The 23,660-nt window shown below is 40.2% G+C and carries 14 protein-coding genes; 9 read left to right on the top strand and 5 right to left on the bottom strand.

Annotation, left to right across the window (positions count from 1 at the left end; translation table 11 throughout):
* Window positions 1-20: 20 nt before the first annotated feature.
* The 4 genes from SFU91_12810 to priA all read right to left on the bottom strand — a co-directional run bounded on the left by SFU91_12810 (window position 21) and on the right by priA (window position 7,879).
* Window positions 21-575, bottom strand: coding sequence for a hypothetical protein (locus tag SFU91_12810; GenBank protein MDX2129906.1), 555 nt, complete (start codon window positions 573-575; stop codon window positions 21-23).
* A 20-nt stretch (window positions 576-595) separates the two neighbouring features.
* Window positions 596-1,636 (bottom strand): AAA family ATPase, encoded by a 1,041-nt coding sequence (locus SFU91_12805; protein MDX2129905.1) that lies wholly within the window; start codon window positions 1,634-1,636, stop codon window positions 596-598.
* A gap of 28 nt (window positions 1,637-1,664) precedes the next feature.
* Window positions 1,665-5,324 carry a type ISP restriction/modification enzyme gene (locus SFU91_12800; protein MDX2129904.1) on the bottom strand — a complete coding sequence of 1,220 codons (3,660 nt, stop codon included), beginning with the start codon at window positions 5,322-5,324 and terminating at the stop codon, window positions 1,665-1,667.
* Window positions 5,325-5,407: 83 nt separating this feature from the next.
* Window positions 5,408-7,879, bottom strand: coding sequence for a primosomal protein N' (gene priA, locus SFU91_12795; protein MDX2129903.1), 2,472 nt, complete (start codon window positions 7,877-7,879; stop codon window positions 5,408-5,410).
* Window positions 7,880-8,001: 122 nt separating this feature from the next.
* On the opposite strand from priA, the gene SFU91_12790 reads away from it, so the two are divergent.
* The 9 genes from SFU91_12790 (at window position 8,002) to rpoN (ending at window position 18,686) form a co-directional block, all read left to right on the top strand.
* Window positions 8,002-8,757, top strand: coding sequence for a Fe-Mn family superoxide dismutase (locus SFU91_12790; GenBank protein ID MDX2129902.1), 756 nt, complete (start codon window positions 8,002-8,004; stop codon window positions 8,755-8,757).
* A complete protein-coding gene (locus tag SFU91_12785; GenBank protein MDX2129901.1) occupies window positions 8,732-9,406 on the top strand; it encodes a glycosyltransferase family 39 protein in 675 nt (224 codons plus the stop codon). Before SFU91_12790 ends, SFU91_12785 begins: the two co-directional genes overlap by 26 nt.
* Before the next feature lie 356 nt (window positions 9,407-9,762).
* Complete coding sequence (locus tag SFU91_12780) at window positions 9,763-10,323, top strand: hypothetical protein (protein ID MDX2129900.1); 561 nt, start codon at window positions 9,763-9,765, stop codon at window positions 10,321-10,323.
* A 17-nt stretch (window positions 10,324-10,340) separates the two neighbouring features.
* Window positions 10,341-12,167 (top strand): DUF5723 family protein, encoded by a 1,827-nt coding sequence (locus tag SFU91_12775; GenBank protein ID MDX2129899.1) that lies wholly within the window; start codon window positions 10,341-10,343, stop codon window positions 12,165-12,167.
* Between the two features lie 39 nt (window positions 12,168-12,206).
* On the top strand, window positions 12,207-14,279 hold the full coding sequence (locus SFU91_12770) for a hypothetical protein (protein MDX2129898.1): 2,073 nt from the start codon (window positions 12,207-12,209) through the stop codon (window positions 14,277-14,279).
* Window positions 14,280-14,314: 35 nt separating this feature from the next.
* Window positions 14,315-15,451: a tRNA guanosine(34) transglycosylase Tgt gene (gene tgt / locus SFU91_12765; protein MDX2129897.1), complete on the top strand. Its 1,137-nt coding sequence runs from the start codon at window positions 14,315-14,317 to the stop codon at window positions 15,449-15,451.
* A gap of 18 nt (window positions 15,452-15,469) precedes the next feature.
* On the top strand, window positions 15,470-16,381 hold the full coding sequence (locus tag SFU91_12760) for a hypothetical protein (protein MDX2129896.1): 912 nt from the start codon (window positions 15,470-15,472) through the stop codon (window positions 16,379-16,381).
* 109 nt (window positions 16,382-16,490) lie between these two features.
* Entirely contained in the window at window positions 16,491-17,084 is a 594-nt protein-coding gene (locus SFU91_12755) for a DUF3109 family protein (GenBank protein MDX2129895.1), read from the top strand.
* Window positions 17,085-17,108: 24 nt separating this feature from the next.
* Window positions 17,109-18,686, top strand: coding sequence for an RNA polymerase factor sigma-54 (rpoN, locus tag SFU91_12750; GenBank protein MDX2129894.1), 1,578 nt, complete (start codon window positions 17,109-17,111; stop codon window positions 18,684-18,686).
* A gap of 77 nt (window positions 18,687-18,763) precedes the next feature.
* Here rpoN and SFU91_12745 read toward each other — a convergent pair whose 3' ends face one another.
* Complete coding sequence (locus tag SFU91_12745) at window positions 18,764-23,587, bottom strand: PAS domain S-box protein (GenBank protein MDX2129893.1); 4,824 nt, start codon at window positions 23,585-23,587, stop codon at window positions 18,764-18,766.
* Window positions 23,588-23,660: the final 73 nt, after the last annotated feature.

Genomic DNA, 23,660 nt, shown 5'->3' with positions numbered 1-23,660 from the left:
TATAACATTTAAGGTGCCACTCAACCGAATTCGCTTATTTGATTCAACCCTTGTTGAAAATCTTTCACACCCGAGATTCTGCTTAGAATTCTTTCCTTACTCACTTGTGATATATATTCTTTTGCATCAATGGTTTCGATATAACCCTTTTTTAACTTCATGCCAAAAATTCCCCTTATTGCTTTCTTTGGTTTCTGAATTTCTTCAAAGTTTCTCTCCTTTTCTAAACAGCCTGCCAAGAGTACGCTTTCAAGATTTTTCCGAATCACTATCCAAAAAACTCTATTATGGAAATCTACTGGTATTGACCTTTTCATTTTCTCAATGTTTTCGTTCATTTGTTCTTTACTATCCTCTTCGGAATCAATATGAACAAATACATAATCTGCAGAATAAACTTCAAACGACGATTTTATCTCTTTTGGAAGTATTCTCGTAAACCCTCTTTTTCTTCCACCATAGTCGTTGGCGTTGACTTCAAATTTTTTCGTTTTCAGAGTTTGAATTTCTTCCTTTAAAAGAACCTCAAAAGATTCTTTATCTGAAATTCCTTCGAAAAGGAGATTAATTTTCATAAAGGGTTTGGTGGAAAAAATTAACTTTTTTCTTCAAATTTACCCGTCAGCCATAAATCGGATAACGAATACTCATAGCTTTTTAGCAATTGCTCCAGTTCTTTTTTATCGGACGGGCGAATAAACTTTGTTTTTCCATCTTCCCTTTCTAAAGCTACCACATCTTCCAAGTCAAAATAATTCAGAAGTTCCGGTGAATGAGTGGTGATAATGACTTGGCTTTCTTCCGACTTATTCTTTATCATTTCTGCAAGAATGGGTAATACTCTTCTTGGATATAACCCCAATTCAGGTTCATCGATACAAATGAGTTTTGGAGGCTCAACAATGGAATTGGGCAGTAAAATTGCACACAAACAAAGCAGCCGAAGTGTGCCATCGGAAAGGTCGCTTGCGTATAAGTCTCTCTCCAAATTCTTTTCCTTCCAAGTAATGTTGATAAAGTTACCAACCACTTGATCAACATAAATATTCATAAAATCCGGGTTTACTGCTTTCATGATTTTTTTTAATTCACTTCGAAAGGAATCGTCATTAAAATACTTCAGTAAAATGTTAGCTAAATTACTTCCAACATTATTTAGGTATTTAAATGGTGCGGCACTTTGTGGCTGACGAATTGGGGATTGTGAATTTGTATGGATATCCTTGTAGCATAAAATCGGAGAATATAATGGCTTAAAATACCCATAAAATAATTCTCTTATTACAGCCTTAGTAACAGAATCATACTGATATGCTTCCAATTTGACAGGTTCATTTTTGTTATTTTGTTGATAATTAATATCCCATTGCAAGTTTAGACTTGTATTGATACTATCAAATTCTGATTCTAGAAGAATTGATATTTCCGAATTATTCCTTGAAGTACTTCTAGCAATTAATGATGCATCTTCCATAATATATGTGGGATGTATAAAATACTTCCCAACCAATTGAAGTATCTCGATTATATTTGATTTTCCGCTCATATTCCCGCCAATAAGGATATTTCTTTTCCCTAAAGTCAGTTTGCAATCGTGAAGAGTTTTGTACCCTTTAACTGAAATACTTTTAATCATTTGCCATTTCTTTTATTTTTATCGCAATTTACTCTGCCGAAGAAGGCATTCCTTGAACAATCTTCATTGTTTCTACACTTACGGTTGTAACACGCTGCAACAAATCGATGACCTTTTCTTTATACGTTGCAAATTGATAGGTATTGAATTTTTCTGCAATGGTTTTATCTTTTGGGGTTGATTCTTTGTATTGGTCGCAAATCCATTCAAGCGCGCTGCGATTCCCCAATTTATACTCCCACGCTTCTTTTGGAACTCCGGTTAGGGTGGTTTCATCATCGATGATGATCCAACCTCGCTCTTTATCGACCTTTAATTTGGGCTTTTGCTTTTTGGAAGCATCATCACTTTTTACTTCCATTCGTTTAAGGCCAAATGAAGGAGCGGTTTCAAAATTTATATGGAGTTCCATTAAGGTTTTTCCCCAATTCTCCCATTTCCAAAAGTCTTCATAAAATGGCAAGCGCGGAAACTCGCGCTTTAAGTTCAGTTCGTATTTCTTTCGGTAAGCGGGATGATGTAAGACAGCGTAGGTGTAGTGAAAGATGGCTTCTTTGGTGATTGTTTTGCCCTCTCCTAAATCCTCTTTAGAAGGAATTTCACTTGAGACTTTGTCGCTACTCCTGAATTTGCCCTCTCCTAAATCCTCTCCCAGAGGGAGAGGACTTGGATTGCTTACGCTTCTTGAATCATCTTCACTCAGGAGAGGACTAGTAATAATTGGACTTTTTTCCAAGTGCTCAATTATGTTCATCAATACACCTTCGGTATTCGTGAATACTTCGTTATTCCAAAATCGAATCACTCGAATCCCATTTTGGTTCAGCACTTCAGTTCTTGCGGCATCGTACTCGGCCTGATTTTTCTCGGCATGTTGCCCGCCATCGAGTTCAACGCACAGTTTTGACTCGTGACAGTAGAAGTCTAGGATAAAACGTCCAAATGGGTGCTGTCGGCGAAATTTATATCCATTCAGTTGCCGATTCCTTAGCAACGACCACATAAGTTTTTCGGCATCGGTTGCATTTTTGCGAAGTTCTCTTGCTGTTTGGAGTAGATTTTCGGGCAACTTCCTCTTTTTGCCCTCTCCTAAATCCTCTCCCAAAGGGAGAGGACTTGAAATGCTTCCGCTCTTACTCCCTCTCCCGGAGGGAGAGGGCTGGGGAGAGGGTTCATAATGCGCCCGAAATTGTGCCAACCCCCAATCCGTAATGTTATCAACCCGCTCGCCGCTTTCGGTGTAACGATAGAGAGGAAGACATTGTGTTTTTTCTAATAAATCAAGACCGCTTAATGTTTGTGAGGCAATACATGAAAATGGTTTTGAACTTGCTGTACCTGATATACAAATAACCTTGTTATCCTCTCTCCTTCCAATTGGGAAAATCACGTTATTCTGATATAAACGATGCGTGATGATTCTATCGTAGTAAGTGAATTGCTTAACAAATGGGCGGTAAAGCGATTCCCGAATCATTTTCTTATCTAAGTGTAATTCAGAGCCCCTTTCAAGATGCGCTTCAAGTTCTTCTGTCCACTTGATTGTTCTATCCACAAAGTCGTTGAGTGGTAGTTTTTTGTTGGAGCGCTCCCAACGTGCTTTTTCTTTTTCATAAAACTCGCAAAAGAACTTCACTTTTTTTTCTAGATCTTTATCATCAAAATCATACACCCATTCGTCGCGGTTCGTTACCACGCCAAGCGAAAAGAGTTTAAAGACGGCTTTTTCTTGCTTTTTTTCTTTAGCGAGTTTGGTGTTTTTATCGGCAAGAGGCAAGAGCGTGTCGAAATCGGTATCGGCGAGGTTTATCCAATTGCCGTTTTTATCGGGAGAAACCGTTTCAAACTGAATTTTCTCAAATTTATTTTGGCGTAGCCAATCTAATTTTTCTTCTTTTCGCCAGAAGTCATCCAAAGCGACATAATAAATTTTGCAATTGCCGGATTGCTTGTCTTTGCGAACCAAAAACATAATGGCCACGCCGGTTTGGATTCCGAAAACATTATGTGTTGTTCCGGCTATTTTAGGGTTAGCTCGAACATCGCTCTTTGTATCAATGATGTAACACTCGGCAAAGTCGTTCTGTACACATTTCCGAAACCCATCGAATGTTCGGCTATCGATAAAACTGCGATTCGTGATAAAGGCAATTACACCTTTCGAGGTAATCCTATTCATAGCCCAACGGTAAAACCTTGCGTACATATCGTACACTTTGGTTTTTTGTGCTGTGCTCTGTTTAATAAATGTCTCTTTAATTTCTTTATCAATAAAGGGGTATTCACGATTCTTATTGTTGTCATTTTCATTTAATTGATTGGCATTGTAGGGTGGGTTACCAATCACTACCGAAATCTTTTTACTGTTCTGCCGTTTTATCCGCTCTGAGTTTTCGCTGCTTAACGCGAATAAATTATTTTGCTGTTTATTTCCTTCATAGCTCAAAGCCCCAATGTTATCGAGCGTATCGACAAAACATAAATTATTGAATTCTTCGTAACGACCTGTTCGCTGTTTGTAGGTGAATTCGATATTGAGGTTGGCGATGTAATAAGGAAGAATCGCGACTTCATTGGCGTGGATTTCGTGCTTGTATTTATACTCTAAATCGCGGAGCGGAATATGGTCAATCAGCGCGGTAATGAAAGTCCCTGTACCTGTTGCGGGGTCTAAAATTTCGACATCACGATCTGAGAGAGTTTTTCCGAAGTGTTGAAAGAGCAACGCGTCGGTGCTTTCGATCATAAATTTCACAATTTCGTTTGGGGTGTAAACCACACCAAGCTTATCGGCAGCCTTCGGGTTATAGACTTTGTAGAAATTCTCATAAAGCACCTTTAAGAATTTCTGCTTTTCATGATGATCTGAAATGCCGGCAGCGGCGGCGTTGATGGCATCGTAATAATGCTCAATTTGCGTGAGAAGGTTTTTGCGTTCAGTGCGAGAAAAAAGGAGTTCGATGAGCTTTTCGAGTTCACGGGCGATGTTGTTATGTCGATGGAAATCGGCATCGTCAAAAATTTTGTTGAAGATATCGCTCGTAAGAATGTGCTGAATCATCATTTCACGGATATCCGCTTCGGTGATATCGGGGTTAATTTCTGCTTGACAAAGTACAAGGAATTCTTGCCCTGCCTTAAGGAAGGGTTCATTATGTCGGCGTGCTGATTCTATTTTTTCGCGCAGGGCTTCAACAATTGCGGGAATATCGGCTTTGAAATTTTCAAGCGCGGTTTCAAATTGCTCGATGGTTTCATTTTTGAAGGTGATAAATCGCGTTAGTAATTCATCAAGTTTTGTTTCATTGCTAATATCAATGCGCATCACCTCTTCTTGGTATTGAAAGAGAATCGCCGTCGATGAATCTTCGAAGAGAATATTTGAGAAGGGGTAGCCTTTTTGCCGTTTCACCTCGATTTCAGCATCGATATCGTCCTTCTCGTCCTTGCTTTCCCAAAGACCGATATCGATTCCGAATGAGTTTTTGAGGATGCCGTCGGGGCGAACTTGCTTGCCTTTTGTGCCCAAACATGCGGCTTCTGGAATTACTTCGAAATTGCTTTTTTGTGCGTATCCATTCAGGAGATTCCAAAAATGATTTCGGATACTGGTTTCATTGGTGGTTTTCCCGAAATGACGAACTCTTTCAAGATTTTTGTAATAGGTTTGGATGAGGAGTTTCGACATACTTGCAATTGGTTCAATCTGCTTTTTATCCTTTTTTCAATTTACCCTTTCGCTCTGTTATTTCACTTTCTCTGAAGAAAAAGTTACATCATACTCTGTACATCGACATCGATGGCGATGGAGACTTTCCACGGGTTGCGTTCGTGATAAATGCGGTGTACGGCTTTAAAACTCTCTTTTTGAATTCGTGCACCGTCTGTTTGTTTGATAAGAAGTTGATAACGGAATTTATTATTGAGTTTTTCAAGAACCGCGGGAACGGGGCCAAGAAATTCGAATCGTGGGTCGGTGTTTTGCGCGTGAAGGTCGTAGCTGAATCGCTCGGCAACGGTGCGAACATGCTGCTCCACAAGCCCTGAAAACTCTACTTTAACCAATCTCGAAAAGGGTGGATAGCGAAGTTCAGATCGAAGTTTTTTTTCAGCTTCGTAAAAGCTCTTGTAGTCATTTTCTAAAAAGTGTTTAAAGACCGGGTTGTATAAGTCAAATACTTGTAAATACACTTCACCACGTTTCTCCGCGCGGCCGGCTCTTCCGGCCACTTGAGTAAGGAGTGAATAAAGCCGTTCACTTGCTCGGAAATCGGGCAAAGCTAAACCAATATCAGCCGCAAGAACGCCAACTAAGGTTACATTCGGAAAATCCAATCCTTTTGCGACCATCTGCGTGCCTAAAAGCAAGCGCGATTTCCCTTCGCGAAAATCGGATAAAATTTTTGCGTGTGAGCCTTTTTTCGAAGTGCTGTCTAAATCCATCCGAAGAATTTTTTCACTTGGGAAAAGCGAGGCGAGTTCAGTCTCGATTTTCTCGGTTCCGCTTCCTTTATAGAGCAAGTTTTCTGATTTGCAACGCAAGCATGAACGAATCATTGGTTTCACCGCACCGCAATAGTGACATTGCAATTGATTTTGGGTTCGATGATAGACAAGCGGAACATTGCAAGCATCGCAAGTATGAATGTGACCGCAATCGTAGCAGGATACTGAACCGACAAAGCCTCGTCTATTTTGAAATAATATGACTTGCTCATTCCGTTTCATCCGCTCAAAAATTTGATTAAAAAGCGTCTCGGAGATGCTCGGCGTCAATTTTTTTTCACGCGGCATCCAAATGAGTTTGAGTTCCGGCATCTCTGCACCGTCTGCTCGCGTGGGAAGTTCTTGATAGTGATACTTCGATTGCTCGGCATTGAAGAAGGATTCGATGCTTGGGGTTGCGGAGCCTAGCACACAAACGGCCTTTTCGAGTTTAGCTCGAACAAGTGCGACATCGCGGCCGTTGTATCGCGGTGCTGGTTTATCTTGTTTGTATGACCCCTCGTGCTCTTCATCGACAATGATTAATCCCAAATTTGCCAATGGAGCGAATATGGCCGAGCGAGGGCCGAGCGCAATGCTTGCCTTACCGGTTCGCAAGTTTTCCCAAGCGTCATATTTCTCACCATCGCTCATTGCGCTGTGTAAAACTCGGATAAGGTCGCCGAATTCTGCACGAAATCGCGCGGCAGTTTGAGGGGTGAGTGAAATTTCCGGAACAAGGATAATGGCAGATTTACCCTCACGAAGCGCAGACCTTATTGCTTCGATATAAACCCAAGTTTTCCCACTTCCTGTAACCCCGTGTAATAGAATGGATCGAAATTCATTTTTTTCGATTGCATTTGAAATTCGATTTACCGCCTCGCGCTGAATTGATGAAAGCTCAAAGTTTTTTTTGGATTCATAAAAGCCTTCTTGAAAAGCCCGGTCAAGCTCAACCTTGATTTCTTCAAGTACGCCGTCTTTAACCAAACTGCGAAGCAGTGCAGACTTCAAGTTGAGCTGTTCTGGGAAGTAATGGGTGAATTCAAGAGACATCAATTTCTCAAGGGCTGCCGTTTTTTGTTTACTTCTTTTGAATCGTTTGAGTGCTTCGGCCATCATGACTTCAGTTGGTGTTGAAGAATTTGTCTGGGTAATGCGATAAGCCGATTTTGTTTTAGGTTTACCTTTTTGGAGATGGGTTTTTTCGATTTCGATTTCGCCGATTCGCTCAAGTTCAGAGAGGGCACGGCGCAGATTTTTTGAACCGGTCTTTTTTTCAAGTTGGCGTATCGTAAGGCTCCGATTTTTTTCAAGTTCAGAGACAATTTTTCTTCTTAGTTCGGTTTTCACGATAGATTCATCGGCCGAGCTTAGTGTAAATTCTTTCAATCGAACCGTTTCCTTCGGTTCAATCCGTAGCGCCGCGGGAAGCATAGCCCCTAAGGATTCGCTTGGGGAGTTGATGTAGTATGCAGAAATCCACTCCGAAAGTTCAAACATTCTCGGTGAAAAAACCGATTTGCCATCATCAAAAACATCGATGATTTCATCAAGTGAGGTTTCTTCTTGCTCAGAGTGTTCTATACTTCGGATAAAGCCTAAGTATGTTTTGTCGGCCTTCCCAAAGGGAACAAGTACCCGACTACCGACTTGAATGAGCTCGTTAAAATGAGTTGGTATTCGATAGCGAATCGGCTTTTCGAGATAAGGCTGATCGAGATAAACAAAAGCTGTTTTCATGATTCGTTTCATTCGGGAGAACGATTTGTTTATTGATTGCTATTAAATTTATTTTATACCTCATTTGAAAGACTTGAACTTAATCGAATTTCATCTATCTTCAATCAGATTCATAAACCAATCGCCACAAGCCTATGACAAACCGCCGAACATTTTTACAAACGTCTGCTGCAGGGGCAGTCGCATTTGCGTTCTCGGGCACTATTCCAAGTGCGTTAGCAAGTACTTATGAACCCTTCTTTCTTCAAAGTGACTTAGTTGATTCAAATGGGAAATACATTTTGCCCGGATTACCTTATAAATACGAGGCATTAGAGCCGGTTATTGATCGAAAAACGGTAGAAATTCACCATAGCAAGCATCATAAAGGATATGTGGATGGTGCCAATATAGCCGAAGATAACCTTCGTGCAGCGCGTGAAGCAAGTGAGCGTGATTCAAATGCGTTTGCTCTTGTAAAACATTGGGAGCGAGAATTGGCATTTCATGTTTCAGGTCATGTATTACACTCGATTTATTGGGAAACACTACGGACACCTCAAGAAAGCAACCGACCCAAAGATTCATTTCTCAAATCCATTACAGAACACTTCAGCAGCTATGAACGCTTTTGGATGCAGCTTGAAAAAGCCACGATTGCTGTTGAAGGTTCCGGCTGGGGGGTTCTTGCTTATCAACCTTTTTCAAAAAAACTGACCATATTGACCGTAGAAAAGCATCAGGATGTTTTTTCAGTCGGTGCGATTCCCTTATTGGTGATTGATGTTTGGGAACATGCCTATTACCTCAATTACCAAAACCGCCGAGCGGATTATGTCAAAGCGATTCAAAAGATTATCAACTGGGAGAATGTTTCCTTAAGGTATGATTATACCAAAAAATTGGGGTGAAATGCCGTTTACTGCTCGGCTGGATTTTTTGATTAGAGTCATCCTTCTATTATTTGGAGCAGGGTTAGCAATCAATCAGTTTTTGTTTAATCGCAGCATTTGGGGAGACGAGGGTTATTTAGCACTTAATATTATTGATAAATCTTACTTTGAGCTTCTTGGTCCTTTAGATCATTATCAGGTTTCTCCTCCCCTTTTTTTAATTTTATCCAAATTTTTCTTCCGAATTATTCCTCAGCCAGAAATGGCATTAAGATTTCTCCCTTTGATTTTTTTTATCAGTTCTTTGGTTCTTCTTTTTTTCCTAACTCAACGCCTATTTGAAACCCCATTCACTCGAATTGCAACGCTCTCCCTCTTTTCCTTTTCTCATGCACACATATACTTCGCGACAGAGTTTAAGCAATATATAGGCGATGTCTTTTTTGTTTTGCTTGGTATTTATCTTGTGCTTTTTCCCTTTCGATTTCAGAAAGTCAAGTTTTTTTCACTTGGGCTTTATGGCGCGTTTTTTTGTTTGTTTTCCCATAGTTCATTTCTCTTTCTCCCTACTTTAACTTTGTATTTAATCGTTGAGGATTATTCAGAAGATAGCCGGGAAAATTTGAAACCCATTTTTTTCTTGGCGCAATTTGGCTTTCAATTCTAATGTCTATTTATTTTTTACAGGCATTGAATCACCCCTCAACGGATTTCATGAATAGCTTTTGGTCTAACAGAAATGGTTTTCTAAATTTTTATCCTTTTTCAGAGGCAATCGACTTTTTTCAATATCATTTGAAGAGTTTTTTCCTTACAACAGTTTTTTTCTCATCCGTTTTCGCACTGAATATTTTGATTTTCTTAGGGATTCACTTTTTTGGTATTTTCCAAATTTATCTTAAAGGACAAACGAAACTTTATATCCTTTTTTTCCTTCCCTTTTTTCTTAATCTCTTTTTATCAGCTTTCGATAAAATTCCAATTGCCCAAAGAACTGTTCTCTACGCATCTTCACTTTTTTTCTTGTTTTCCGGTTTTGCAATTGAGTGGTTGGAAACTCAAGTTAACAGGCATCAGAAACTCCTACCTAATGTTGCTTTTCTTATTTTAATTATTCCGTTATTTCTTTCTTATCGTTTTTTTACAAAGCCTTTTATTTTAGAGCGGAGTTCGAAAATCAATAAATATCCTTTTCAAAGAGAAGAAATAAAGCCTGCTTTAGAATACTTAGCAAAAAATTCCCAAAAAAACCAAAAACTGTATATACCATATCTTTCAAAATGCAGTTTTTTGTTCTACCAAAAGACGAATTTCAATTATGGTGGTCTTGAATTTGAACTAATGCCTTTACTTACCGGACGATACCGGACAGACCGAATGGATACCAATTTAGTCAAACCCTATTTTGAAAAAATAAATGGTAAGATTTGGGTTCTACTTTCACATACCACTAACACGGAATGTAAGTATGTTGAAAAATACATCGGTAAACGGGGTAAAGGAGGATTAGTATTCGATACTACCAATACTTTTCTGTATTTTTATGAGATTCCTGTGTCTTCAACACAAATAGCCTCCAAATGATAAATGTCAAAATTTTCATGAGAACATCGCTAAAATCGCTTTTTTTTTGCTGCTTTTACTTTCTACTGTATTCCTTTTGTTACTCTCAAATTTCTTCGTTTAATGGTGTCAATACCGGTACACTTTCAAGTGGTTCGGCTGTTCTTACCGGCATTCAAGCCTTGGAGGTTAACCCGTCAAGACTTTCAGCGAAAGACGATTTCAATAGGCGACTCACCATTTTATTTCCTTCATCCACCGCCTATTTAACCAGCAATTCATTTTCCATCTCACTCTTTAATCGCCTTTTTGGCAGGTCTTCCCGCGGTCTTATTGGTGATGAAAATGTGTGGACTAACGAGGACAAAGATTTAATTCTAAACTCGATTGATAAAAGCCTCACACTTGGACATCAAGGAAAAGTTAGTTTTGGTTTTGCTTATGATATTTCAGATCATTTTGGTGCCGTTGCTTTCCTTGTCAATCAAAATTGGGGTGCACGAGGTGAGGTGAATGAAGACATCATCGATTTTGCCCTTAATGGGAATGATAAGTTTTTAGGTCGCGAGGTGCTGTTTGATAATTCCTCCTTATCGGGCTGGTGGAATAGAGAGTACGCTTTGAGCTATTCACGCTTTCTTAAAATTGGAGAAAAATCTGAGCATACGCTCTACTTTGGTTTAACACTTAAAGCAGTAGAAACCTTAACTCATTTCGACGCCCGATTAAACAGCTCGATTTATAACTCTCCTACTGGCGATAGTTTGGCAGCGAAAGTTAATTATCAAACGGTCACCAATGGCGGAAATTCGCTTGGTAATTTCTTTGATAACATTTTCGGATTAAATAATTCAACGGCGGGTTTCAGCTTTTTTCCGGAGGTGGTAGGAAGCGGTTTTGGGGCAGATATTGGTGCCTCACTTGACCTTAAAAACGGAATTCGGTTCGGGGTTTCTTTCCTTGATCTTGGCTCGGTGTCGTTTGACGGAACAGATTTGGTTCGCAATGCCGATACCACCATATCATTTGTGGGAATTACAAACCCTTTGCGTGAAACTGAACGCGAAAATCAATTCGATAGTTTGAAGGCCATTGCTGAATATCAAAATCGGTTCTATCAATCTTCGAGCATTGCCCTGCCAACAAGAATGAGAATTGGTGCTGGGTTTGACTTTGAAAAGTTTAATCGATTCCCCCTTATCCTTTCATTTGATTTATCCTTGGGCTTTAATGACAACTTTGGGAATGGAAATCACTTTCTTGCGCTTTTTGGGGCAGAGTATCGACCTCTTAAATCATTTCCAATTCGAGCCGGTCTTGGAACAGGAGGTGATTTAGGGTTTCGTCTTTCGCTCGGTGCGGGGTATGAAGATCGCAGCATCGCAATAGATGTCTCAACGATGCATTTCCCTTCGCTGGTTTCGCTAACGGGAACCAGTTTTGTTTCTGCTGCCGTCTCATTTCGCTTCAAAGGAATTGACCGCGTAGAACCTATTCTTTTAGAAGATTTTGTTCCGATAGAAATGACGCCCATTCCTGCTGTTCAACCAAAACCGACTATCAAGGTTGATTCGAATTCTACACCAAAACCGGTAGCGAAGCCTGCACCAAAAATTGACCCTGCTCCTGAAAAACCAATTCCGCCACCGACACCGGTGCCTAAGGCGGAAGTGAAAACTGAGCCTGCTCCGACGCCAATCGTAGAACCGAAAGTTGAATCGCAACCGAAAGTTCTTCCACAACCATCGTCGAAATCAAAAGCAACGACATCTAAGAAGGCAACTTCAAAATCGAAAAAAAACAGTTCAGGAACGAGTGGAACATCTCAAACTTCAGGAACACCAACAAAACCTCAAAAAAAATAAGCAAGTCAAATGATGATGATGTTAAAAACGATGACTTCAATGATTCAAAAAATTGGTTGGTTCAGAGGGCTCGCTCTTGGGCTTCTAGCGTTTGGGTCTGTCCATTTTTATTTGGGTTGCGGGCTGATTGAAGAACCGGTTTCGCCCTCGTGGCAAGTTTCGAATACTGTGCCTCTTGTCCGTGCAAACTATTCAATGTCTGAACTTCTTGATAAGCTTTCTGACGATGCCTTTACGATTTTACCGACAGGAAACATTGAATACAACTATCAACGAAGGTTTACGAATCTTTTTTCATTAAAAGATTCACTAAAAATTTCGTTCACCGATATTTTCGAAACTAATTTAGGAACAAGGCTTACCATTCCTTCTTTTACAAGGCAAGCCACTTTTACGATTGGGGATATTGCATCGGCGTCTTCAAGAACCATTCCAACCGGAACAGGAATAAATGTTTCAACGGCGATTACCGGTTTGCAGTCTCCAAATCTCTCGTATAATCTTGGCAGTTTGATTGATAGCGTTCGTGTAAAAGAGGGCAGCCTTATTCTTGACATTCAAAACAACACGGGTCTCAATTTTACTTCAATTACAATTGAATTAAGAGACAGCCTTCAAAATAACTTGTTGCTTTCAACGGGAACGCTTTCTGCTTTGAATAGGAATTCAAGTGGATCAATCACTTTTTCACTTAATAACCGACTTTTCCGCCGTGTAATTCGTGCGCGGATGACCGCATTAACGATTCCTACACAAAACGGCGTAACTGTCGCGACCTCACAGCAACTTGTGACCACTTTAAGACGCGGTGCAACAATGACCTTCAGTTCCGCAAGAGTGTTACCTGAAGCAATTACTTATACCGATTCCGATTCACTTCGAATTAGTGCAGGAAATGTCGAAAAGGTTCGTGAAGCAGAGATTAAAGGCGGAAAAATTCGACTTCAGATCACAAACCCGTATAACATAAGTGGAACCGCAACGGTCACGATTCCCAGCTTAACCCAAGAGCAAACGGCATTCACGCTTGCAATTCCTGTACAAGCCAGCCAAACCACATCCATCCTTTCTCCAAGTCTCTCTGGTTGGAAACTGACGACCATTGGTGATACCGCAATTCGTTACACGGCGCAAGTTTCAACCAATGCCGCAACTTCCTTTGTTAATCTCTCGGAATCGATGCCGCTTCGCGTTTCGGTGATTACCGATAGCTTGAAGCTTTCTTCTCTGACAGGCGTGGTGTGGAATAAAGATCAAAATAAGGCCTTAGACTTTAACATTCGCCTTGACCCCTTACTCATTTCGGGTATTTCAAAAATTTTGAAAGCAAGTGCGACCATCAACCCAACAGCCGTTGTGAACCTTCAAAATTTTCTAGGCTTCGGCGCATTGGCAAATCCAATTTTAACCACATACAATGCTAGAAATAACCAACAAGTGGTTCTTCGAAAAAATAACCAACCCCTTTCTTACACCATCGCTTCAAATGGGCAAGTCACTGATGTTTTTCAAAATTCAAATAGCAACATTTCACCGTTTATTCTCTCACTTCCTGATTCAATTGTGGTTAGTGGAAAGGCGACGTTAAATCCAACGCGCGCATTTGGAACCGTAACCGATACGAGCAGTGTCTCATTTTTATTGGATGTGAAAATGCCATTTTCATTTACAATTGACACGGTATCGGTAGCTGATACATTTTCTGTAAATGATCCGAATTTGGGGACACTGAAATCAGGAACCTTAGAGATGCGATTGACCAACGGCATTTCGATGAACTTTAGCACCAAAATGATTTTTCTGGATACAGATTACAAACCGGTTTATCTTGATACTGTTTCTAAAACCCGTGCATTTGTTTTGCCACGAGCGGATTCTACTTGGCAAATCAGGGCCGCAGGGGTGAATTCGAGTACAGGGCAATCTACCGGCTCAGTGCAAAGTTTGGTTTCTCAAAATCTTTTTACAGAAGAAATTGAAGCCTTGAAGCGTACAAAGTATGCGAGAATGATAATCACCATTGATACAAAGCAATCCGGTTCTGCGCGCTCTGTCATCATTCGAGAAGAGGATCTACTTAATATTCAGTGCGTTGCGAAGTTCGTTTATTGATTCTTCGATTTTTGTTTAACGAGTGAACCATTGCTTTGAAATTTACTTTAATCAAAACCGATATAGATTCTGATGCTCGGGTCGGTGAACTTGAAACTGATCACGGAATAATCGAGACGCCAATTTTTATGCCTGTCGGTACGCGTGCAAGCGTAAAAGCAATTGAACAGCGTGAACTTTATGAAATTGGGGCGCAAATTATTTTAGGCAACACCTATCACCTTTTTTTGCGTCCCGGAATGCCACTCATGAATGAGGCGGGTGGGCTTCACCGATTTATGAATTGGAAGCTTCCAATCCTTACCGATAGTGGTGGATATCAAGTTTTCTCTTTGTCAGAGCTCCGCGAAATTTCTGAAAACGGCGTTGTGTTTCGATCTCATCTTGATGGTTCAAAACATCTTTTCACCCCCGAAAATGTTATCGATACTCAGCGTATTATTGGCAGCGATATTATGATGGTTCTTGATGAATGCCCGCCACATCATGCCGAGCGCTCGTATGTCCAAGAATCCTCAGATCTTACAATTCGCTGGGCAAAACGAGCACAAAATCACCTTCGAGTTACTGAGCCATATTACAATCATACACAAACACTTTTCGCAATTACCCAAGGCGGGACTTTTTTAGACCTTCGCAAAGATTGCACAAAAGCCCTCGTCGATCTCGATTTTGAAGGATATGCCATTGGAGGATTGGCTGTTGGCGAGCCCTCAGAAAAAATGTATGAAGTCATTGAGGTCTCGCACCCCATTTTACCAAAGCATAAGCCCCGATATTTAATGGGCGTTGGAACTCCTGAAAACATTCTAATGGCAATTGAGCGCGGTATTGATATGTTCGATTGTGTAATGCCAACAAGAGAAGGGCGCAATGGAAGGGTTTATACCCGCGAAGGTCCCATCAATCTTCGCTCTGCGAAATTCGCTCGCGACTTTAATCCAATTGACGAAGGATTTGAAAATTATGTATGTCAGAATTTTTCGCGGGCTTATATTCGCCACTTATTGAATGTGGAGGAAATTTTAGGGCTTCAACTTTGCTCTCTTCACAATGTTTCATTTTATTTGTGGCTGACAAAAACTGCTCGCGAAAAAATATTGGACGGCACATTCACCACTTGGAAAAATGAATTTTTAGATCGGTTTTCTGCCGGAAAAACATCTTCTTGAACAACAAAAAAGTTAATCGTGAATTTTCTTACGCTATTCCAAATCGAACTCATCAAAACAACCCGTAGAACTGCCTTTTGGGTAACTAACGGCGTCTTCTTTCTTCTTGCAATTATTGTGCTTTTAGTGATGACAAGCGGCAATGTTCGGGTAAATGAAGAATCTACAACCTTCGCTCTCCCGGAGGGGTGGAGCTTGATGATCAATAATTTTTTCAAGGTATTCAGCACTTTCTTTTTGCCAACGGTATTGATTCTGATTTCCGCCTCGGAATTCACCTTTAAAACCGCACGTCAGAATATTATTGATGGACTTTCAAAAGAAGAGTTTTTTTCTGCAAAGGTTCTTTTAACTTTTGCTTTGGCCTTTCTTTATTTTCTCTTGTACTTCATTCCGGTTTTGCTTTTTGGTTATTTCACAAAAACTGACTCTGCTTTGGTTGAAACTTCGATGATTCGACTTTCAGACCTGACCCTCTTTGGTGCCTTTTTTACTTTTCTTCTTGGTTACGGTTCTATTGCCTTATTCTTTTCATTTCTTATTCGCTCATCTGGTGCAGCGCTTGGGGTGAGTTTGCTGTATCTTTTGGGTGTAGAAGGCGTTTTCCGTTGGATTCTTGCTCTTAAAGATTCCTTGCGCCCTGCAACGAATTACTTTCCTACGGCTATTTTTGAAGACCTCTTAAAACCGCTTCGATACGATACCGAAAAGGCTGAGAAATTAACCCAACAAATCGCAACAGCCCGTGAGCAATTAGAACAAATGAAAGAAGCCGCCCCAGATCAAGCAAAAATGATGGAATTAAGCATCAATAATGCATCACAATCTTTACCCAACACCAGCACAACAGAAGCTTTTCTTTTAGCTTGGGGGATTATCGTGCTCATCTTTTTTGTTACTTACATGATCTACAAAAAGCGCGATTTGTAATTCTTTTTCTGATTAATTTTTTCGTTGCAACTGAATAACCTATACTGAATTTCTTGTAATCTTTATATACAGTTGATTATTTGAATGATCATTTTATCCCTTTTGAGCAATGCTAGAACCTTTCATTGCATACGGCGAAAAATTAATTAACCCTGAAATTCTCACCTCAAAATTTCAGTGCAGTTTGAATCACTGCAAAGGCGCTTGCTGTGTCAGTGGCGAATTAGGCGCGCCGGTAACGGAATCGGAAATCGCTGAAATTGAATCAATCCTTCCGAAAATTCTTCCCACTTTACCTCACATCAACCGAGTTACGATAGAAGCAAATGGCTTTTTTGAACAGGTTCAAGGTGAATTATTTCTTACTGCGGTATCAGGCCGTGAGTGTGTTTTTGCTCAAATTGATGAAAGCGGCATCGCAACTTGCAAACTTGAAGAAGCCTTTTTAAGAGGGGAAACTTCATTTCAAAAGCCCCTCTCTTGTCATTTATTTCCAATTCGTATTAAAAAGAAATTTGGTCAAGATTATCTTACTTATGTCCAAATTTCAGAATGTTCTAGCGGAAGAATCTGTGGCGAATTGGAACATCGATATCTCTCGGATTTTCTTTTCACAGCGCTCAAAAGAAAATATGGCGAAGCTTGGGCTCAATCGTTTTCTCATTTTTGTGAGCGACATCGCGGCGATATCGAACAAGTTTAATCACTCTCAACGATTTTATAACCTGTGGGTCTAAATCTCAGTCAACAGCAAACACAAACGCTTCGGCTTTCACCGCAACAGATTCTTTACACGAAACTGTTGCAGCTTCCACTTTTGCAATTGGAGGCAAGAATGAAAGAAGAGCTTGATATTAACCCAATGCTTGAATTGGAGAGTGAAACCGATGAGGAAAGTAATTCATTACCCACTCTTGAGCCTTCTCCGGATGTACCCCTTTCTTCTATTGAAACGATCAATGCAGAAGTTGAATCTCTTGATTTGAAACAAAAGGAAAAGCCTGCTGAGCGCGATGAACCAGACCCTAATCCAACTGAGAAAGCACTCCAATCCGAAGACCGTGAGGTCGACATTCCGGATTATGGTGTTGATGACGATTCCTATTCACCACCAACTTCATCTTCATCACGAAATGAGGATTTTGAATTTCAACAACCAACGCCGAAAGATTTTTTTGCTTCACTAGAAGAGCAGATTTCATTTCTTGACTTGAGCGAGAAGGAAGTGGAAATCGCCAAAGAAATGATCGGTAATTTGGAAGATGACGGTTATTTGCGTTGCCTATTCACTGATATTCAGGAGGGACTGTTTAACCGGGGGATTTTAATCATCGAAGAGGAATACTTGAAAGTGCTGAAACAGCTTCAAAGTTTAGAGCCCGCCGGAATCGCTGCCCGTTCTCTTCAAGAGTGTCTTCTCATTCAATTGGAACGGTTAATTGGTGAGGATGACGGGGAACATGAAAGCGAACTTGAACTCGCTCGACTGATTCTTCAGAAGCATTACGACGATTTTTCTAGCATGCGTTATCCAAAACTTGTTCAATCACTCTCCGTTTCGACACAAGAAATAAAAAAAGCGCTCGATCTTATCAAGCGCTTAAACCCCAAACCGGCTTCATTTGAAAGCGGAGATACCACAGGTTACGTTCAGCCTGACTTTCAAGTATATTATGACGGTACCTCGTTACAGCTATTTACAAATGATCGTGCCTTACCTGCCATAAGACTTTCTTCTAAATACAAGGATATCTTAAACGATAAATCACAATCAAAGGAAGCAAAGGATTGGGTCAAACAGAAGGCTGACTCTGCAAAAGCATTTATTACCGCAATTGAGATGCGACGCTATACGATGCAGCGTGTTTTAGAAGCCCTCATGAAAAGGCAACATGATTTTTTTATCGAAGGACCTTCGAAACTTCGTCCAATGATTTTGAAAGACATTGCTGATGAAACCGGACTTGATATCTCAACCATCAGCCGTGTCGTCAACGGAAAATATGTCAGAACCGATTTCGGAGTATTCGAATTGCGCAGCTTTTTTACTACAGCAGTTGAAACAGAAAGCGGCGATGAAATTTCAAATCGGATTATCAAACAGACCATCAAAGATTTTATTGAAAAAGAAGAAAGCGGGAAGCCGCTTTCGGATGATAAGCTTGCCGATTTGCTGAACTCAAGGGGGTACAAATTGGCAAGGAGGACAGTTGCGAAATATCGCGAGGAAATGAACATTCCCGTTGCACGCCTCCGAAAGAAATTTGATGCAGAGCCGCGCGAAGATTCTGAAATCATTTCCTGAAAAAATTGATTTCTAAACCGAGTTGCTTAAGCCGGCTCAATCCAAATCACTTTCGAAATCCGATGAATAAACGAGTCCTACTTCTTCTTTATCACCCGCTTCGGTTTTTTTTCTTTCTCTGATTTTTTTTCAGAAATCGATACCGTTGAATTCTTTTTTACTTCTTCTTTTTTTTGCGCGGATTTTAATGGGGCTTTGACAAGATTTTTTTCTTTTGTTTTTTTATCAATTGATGCCCTCCTTGACTTCGTTTCATTTTCATGAAGACTAGGCCGAGAAAGAACTTCGCGAATAATCTTAGAAACCTCTTCAAATTTAAAGGGTTTCGGGACAATGATAATTTTCTCTTGAAGTAATTGATTCTCCTTTTCCAAGTCCATATAACCGGTCATCACAATCGCCCGAAGTTGGGGGTTGATTTTCTTCAATTCCATCAAGAGTCCGAAACCATCTAAAGTGGGCATGCCCATATCGGTTAATACCAAATCGATGGAATCTTCATTTTCTTGATAGACTTGGATGGCTTCCTGACCATTCGACGCTTCAATGATTTCATATCCTTTTGAGCGCAGCATTCTTGAGAGCATTCCTCTCAGATAAGCCTCATCTTCAACTATAAGAATTTTTTCATTACCGCCCGGTTCTAAAGCGACAACCGTTTCCTTGTGTTTTTTTGTCACATTCTCGACAAGAGGAAATTGTAAAATAAAATCTGTTCCTTTTCCAATCGTTGATTCTACTTCGATTGATCCCCCGTGATTCATTACAATACCGTGAACAATCGCGAGCCCAAGTCCAGTCCCTTTACCAACCCCTTTTGTGGTAAAAAAAGGTTCGAAGATTCTTGCTTTTACCTCTGGTGAAATCCCTGATCCTGTATCAGACACCGTTACGCGTAGATACTTAAGGTTATCACTCTCAATTATTTCCGATTTGAACTCAAGTTTTCCTCCGTTGGGCATTGCATCACCTGCATTGATTCCTAAATTAAGAAACACTTGATAGAGTTGCTTGTCATTGGCATCAATCCACGCTTCATTATTTAGCGGAATGGTATCAACCTGAATATTCTTCTTTAAAAGTTGGCGAAGCGTGTGTGAGATTTCATCGATAAATCTCATGAATTCAAGGGGTTCCTTTTCTTTGTACTCCGAGCGTGAAAAATCAAGCAATTGACGCGCAATATGCGCGCCACGTTCCACTGTTTTTTGAATGGTGCTGCTGTTTCGATCGATATGAAGGGCATCTTTATAAATTCTCATTTGCTCATTGGCAAGCTCAATGATAGCCAAGAGATTATTGAATTCGTGAGCGATACCGCTGGCCAAAGTTCCTAATGATTCCATTTTTTGAGCCGCGAGCATCTTCTCTGTAATTCGCTTACGCTCCAAATCAATCTCCTTTTCAAAACTGATATCTTTCATTGCACCAAGCAACTTCACCGGTTTCCCACTTCGATCGCTTCGGTAAACACCATTATCTTCAACCCAAAAATAAGTCCCGTTTTTTCGTTTGTATCGATACTCGGCTTTGAAGTCGCTTCCGGTTTGCAAAGTTTGATTCAGCTTTTCAATAACCTTTTCTTGGTCTTCAGGGTGAATCAGCGTTTCCCATTCATTAAGATCAACCCGGTATTCGTCTTCCTCAAATCCGGTAATCTGTTTGATTGCACCGCTCCACTTGATTAAACCTGTGGTTAAATCGGCATCATAGACCAATTGGCCGGTTTGTTCCAACACGGCTTGATGCCGTTCTTCCTTTTCTCTCAGTAATTTTTCTGACTCAAGCCGATCGGTAATATTTTGCATAACAACCAGTACTTTTTCTATTTCGCCATTTTCTTCATGAATGGGTGAAATGAGATAGTGATAGCTGCTTTCCAAAACAGTTAAATCAAAATTTCTGGGTTCTCCCTTAAATGCTTTTTCAAAATTCTCTTTTATGATTTTGAGGGATTCAGGTAGGTAAATCTGATCGATACGCATTCCAATGATTTCTTTTGGATCGAGCCCATACCGTTTGAATTCCATACCATCGGTAAAAAGCAATCGAAATTCTCGATTGTATATCCCAATCGCTCCATTAGGGTAATTCTCTGCAATCGCACGATAAAACTGCTCGCTTTCACGTAAGCGCGCCGTGCGCTCTTGTATTTGAGCTTCTAGCGATTCGTTTAAAACAATCAGCTTGTTTTCTAATTTTTTGTATTCACTGAGGTCACGAGCATAAAGCCCAACTTCGACAACATTGCCGTTTTTATCGAAAATTGGATTGAGAATATTTTCAAAGTAATAATCACCAAAGTGTGCGGTTGTTACTTTTGAAGATTCTCCTTGAAATGCTTTATCAATGAGAGGTTTCCAAGTGGATTCAGGAGAAATAATCTTAAATAAATTATCTCCCGTTACCGGAGTAAATCCAAGGTCTTTTCTGGTTTCTTCAATAACTTTTTTGCTCAGTAACTGAATCGTGTAGTCTTTTGCAATGGAGAAAATGTAATCATTTGAACAATCAATGACGGCTTTGATACGATCGCGATTTCGCTCCAATTCTGTCTCAAGTTCAATCCGCTCAGTTATATCCTGAAGTGTGGCAACCGCTTGAAACTCTTGATGATCGTCTCCAAAAAATATCTCCGTTTTAAAGACGTAGATATATCGGGTTTCTCCGGAATCAGCGCGTTTAATTCGAAATACAAAAGGGTCATTGGATTCTTGATTACGTGCGTAGGCATCCGATACCTTCTGAATACCGCTTTTTAGAATCTTGATATCTTCCGGATGAGTATATTGACCAATATTTTCAACTTTCATCCATAGACCGCCACCCTTTTTTTCTTGAAGGCCAATTAATTCAAGAACACGATTGGTGTAGAATAACCTTTGATTTTTTATGTCAAAAAGTACCGCGCCAATTTTGGCGATTCGAAGTACCTCATTAAGCTTATTTTCGGTGTTTTTTCTTTCGGAGATATCAAGAATTAATCCTTCAACAAAATTTTTCCCGCCTTCAAATTGTCGCGGTGTAGCGAAAATTTCAACCCAATTAACACGGGTTCCGATAGCGGCACGCCCTTCCCAACGGTAAGGCTTTAGTTGCCGCATCCCTTCCTTTGCGACTTCCCGAAATCCCTCAATGTCATCCGGATGAAATAAGAGCTCTTCTATATTTTCTTTACCAACAAGCTGATCCTGCATCAAACCAAATTCCTGCAACCGTCCTCCTGCAAATGTCAGTTTGCCAATCCCATCGCGATTATCCTCCGATTGGAAAATGAGTCCGGGCAAATTGTTCGCAAGCACAAGCAGCCGCTCTTCATTTAGAATTGCCCGTTGCTCTTCGGCTGCATCAATGCTAACGGCAATTAAGCCAACTCGCTTACCCTTTAAATCTTCAATTGGCTGCAAATAATGTTTGTATGCATGAATCTCACCGCCTATAATATTAAGTGTTGAAAACTCGCGTGTTTCGCCCTCAAGTGCGCGCTTTACATTCTCCATAAACTCGCGATTTTCGCCGTAAAGCGATTCAACCGCAATTCCCACAACCTGACCCGGTTTAAACCCCATCTTTTTCAAACCCCGACCTTCGGAGAGCGTGAATCGACCTTCTAAATTCACCGACCACAGCACAATCGGCGCATTTTGAATTACCAATTTCAGTTGCTCCGAAGATCGCTTGATTTGATTTTCAGCTTCAATTCTTTCTGTAACATTAAATTGAATTCCATCCCAAACCGTATTTCCATTTTCAAGCTTTCGTGGAGAAGCAAATGCTTCAACCCATACTTCTTCTTGATGATGAATGACTCTGCCAAGCCAATAAATCGGACTTAAATCCATTTGAGATTTTCTCAATGCCTTCACAAGCCGAGATAAATCTCTGGGGTGAATGAAACGCAATATCTTTTTTACTGAGTCGAACTCTTCAAACAACGAAATGCCAAATACTTCCTTTGACTTTTGGCTGAGATGGCTGAAATAATAATTGCCGTCGGGCTCAAGGATAAACTGGAAAGCAATTCCGGGAAGATTCTCTGCAATTGCCTGCAATCGTGATCTTGATTCAATCTCCCGTTCCTTCGCCAAAACTTTTTCAGAAATATTATGCGTAACGGTTAAAATTTGCTCAATTTTTCCCTTTTCATTTCTAAGTGGCACCGCCACATTTTCATAAAATTGATTTAAATTCTTGAATTCAAATCGCTCGGTGCTTCCTTCAAACACTTTAGAATAGGCCGCCTTTGTTTCGGTCAAATCCTTTCCTACAAAAATCTCTTCAAGGGTTTTTCCAATCAACTCTTTAGGGTCAATTTTGAAACGGGTGTATTCTTCGCCATCTGTAAATACAAGCCTGAATTGCTTATCAAGTACATTGATTGCACCATTCGGAAAATTTTTTGCTATTGAGCGAAAAAGCTCTTCACTTTCTTTGAGGCTTTGTTGAGATTTAAGCAGATCTTCTTCGATTCTCTTTTGTTCATGAAGCAGTTTTTGAAATTGATCTCTAAGTGCCGTCAGTTCACCCTGTAAGAGTTCTCGTTTTGGGCTTGTTTGTTGCTCCGTAATGTTTTTTATCAGCACAAGGAGTCGCATTTCACCTGCCCAAAGCTCATCATGAAAAGAAATTTCAAGGATAATACTTGAACCATTTTTTCCGAGAAGAGCAAAATGAATGGGGCTTCCAAAATCTGTGGTGAGTGCTTTTTTTATAATCAGTTCCGCCTCAGTTTGTTTATCGGAAGGGAATAAAGACCATAAGAAGGATTGGAAATTCGATTCGGGGACTCGGCTAAAAAGCTTTTCAAACGCCGAGTTATGCCAAAAAACAACTCCCGAACGATTGATGATTGCAATCGCATCCGTGCATTGATCATAAAATTTGGCACGGTTATTCTCCATAGCAATTGGTATTCAAAAATTTAAGTAAAAATTCATCTCAGCAGTGATGACTAACGCTTTATTTTAGTGATTA

The organism is Chloroherpetonaceae bacterium (assembly GCA_033763895.1).
In the GTDB taxonomy this organism is placed as follows: Bacteria; Bacteroidota; Chlorobiia; order Chlorobiales; family Thermochlorobacteraceae; genus JANRJQ01.
This window is presented reverse-complemented; position numbering and strand designations above follow the sequence as displayed.

What these genes read in the sequence shown, in the direction of transcription:
- SFU91_12810 (MDX2129906.1), bottom strand. Translation starts at nt 575, where the DNA reads ATGAAAATTAATCTCCTTTTCGAAGGAATTTCAGATAAAGAATCTTTT.
- SFU91_12805 (MDX2129905.1), bottom strand. Translation starts at nt 1,636, where the DNA reads ATGATTAAAAGTATTTCAGTTAAAGGGTACAAAACTCTTCACGATTGC.
- SFU91_12800 (MDX2129904.1), bottom strand. Translation starts at nt 5,324, where the DNA reads ATGTCGAAACTCCTCATCCAAACCTATTACAAAAATCTTGAAAGAGTT.
- priA (MDX2129903.1), bottom strand. Translation starts at nt 7,879, where the DNA reads ATGAAACGAATCATGAAAACAGCTTTTGTTTATCTCGATCAGCCTTAT.
- SFU91_12790 (MDX2129902.1), top strand. Translation starts at nt 8,002, where the DNA reads ATGACAAACCGCCGAACATTTTTACAAACGTCTGCTGCAGGGGCAGTC.
- SFU91_12785 (MDX2129901.1), top strand. Translation starts at nt 8,732, where the DNA reads ATGATTATACCAAAAAATTGGGGTGAAATGCCGTTTACTGCTCGGCTG.
- SFU91_12775 (MDX2129899.1), top strand. Translation starts at nt 10,341, where the DNA reads ATGAGAACATCGCTAAAATCGCTTTTTTTTTGCTGCTTTTACTTTCTA.
- SFU91_12770 (MDX2129898.1), top strand. Translation starts at nt 12,207, where the DNA reads ATGATTCAAAAAATTGGTTGGTTCAGAGGGCTCGCTCTTGGGCTTCTA.
- SFU91_12755 (MDX2129895.1), top strand. Translation starts at nt 16,491, where the DNA reads ATGCTAGAACCTTTCATTGCATACGGCGAAAAATTAATTAACCCTGAA.
- SFU91_12745 (MDX2129893.1), bottom strand. Translation starts at nt 23,587, where the DNA reads ATGGAGAATAACCGTGCCAAATTTTATGATCAATGCACGGATGCGATT.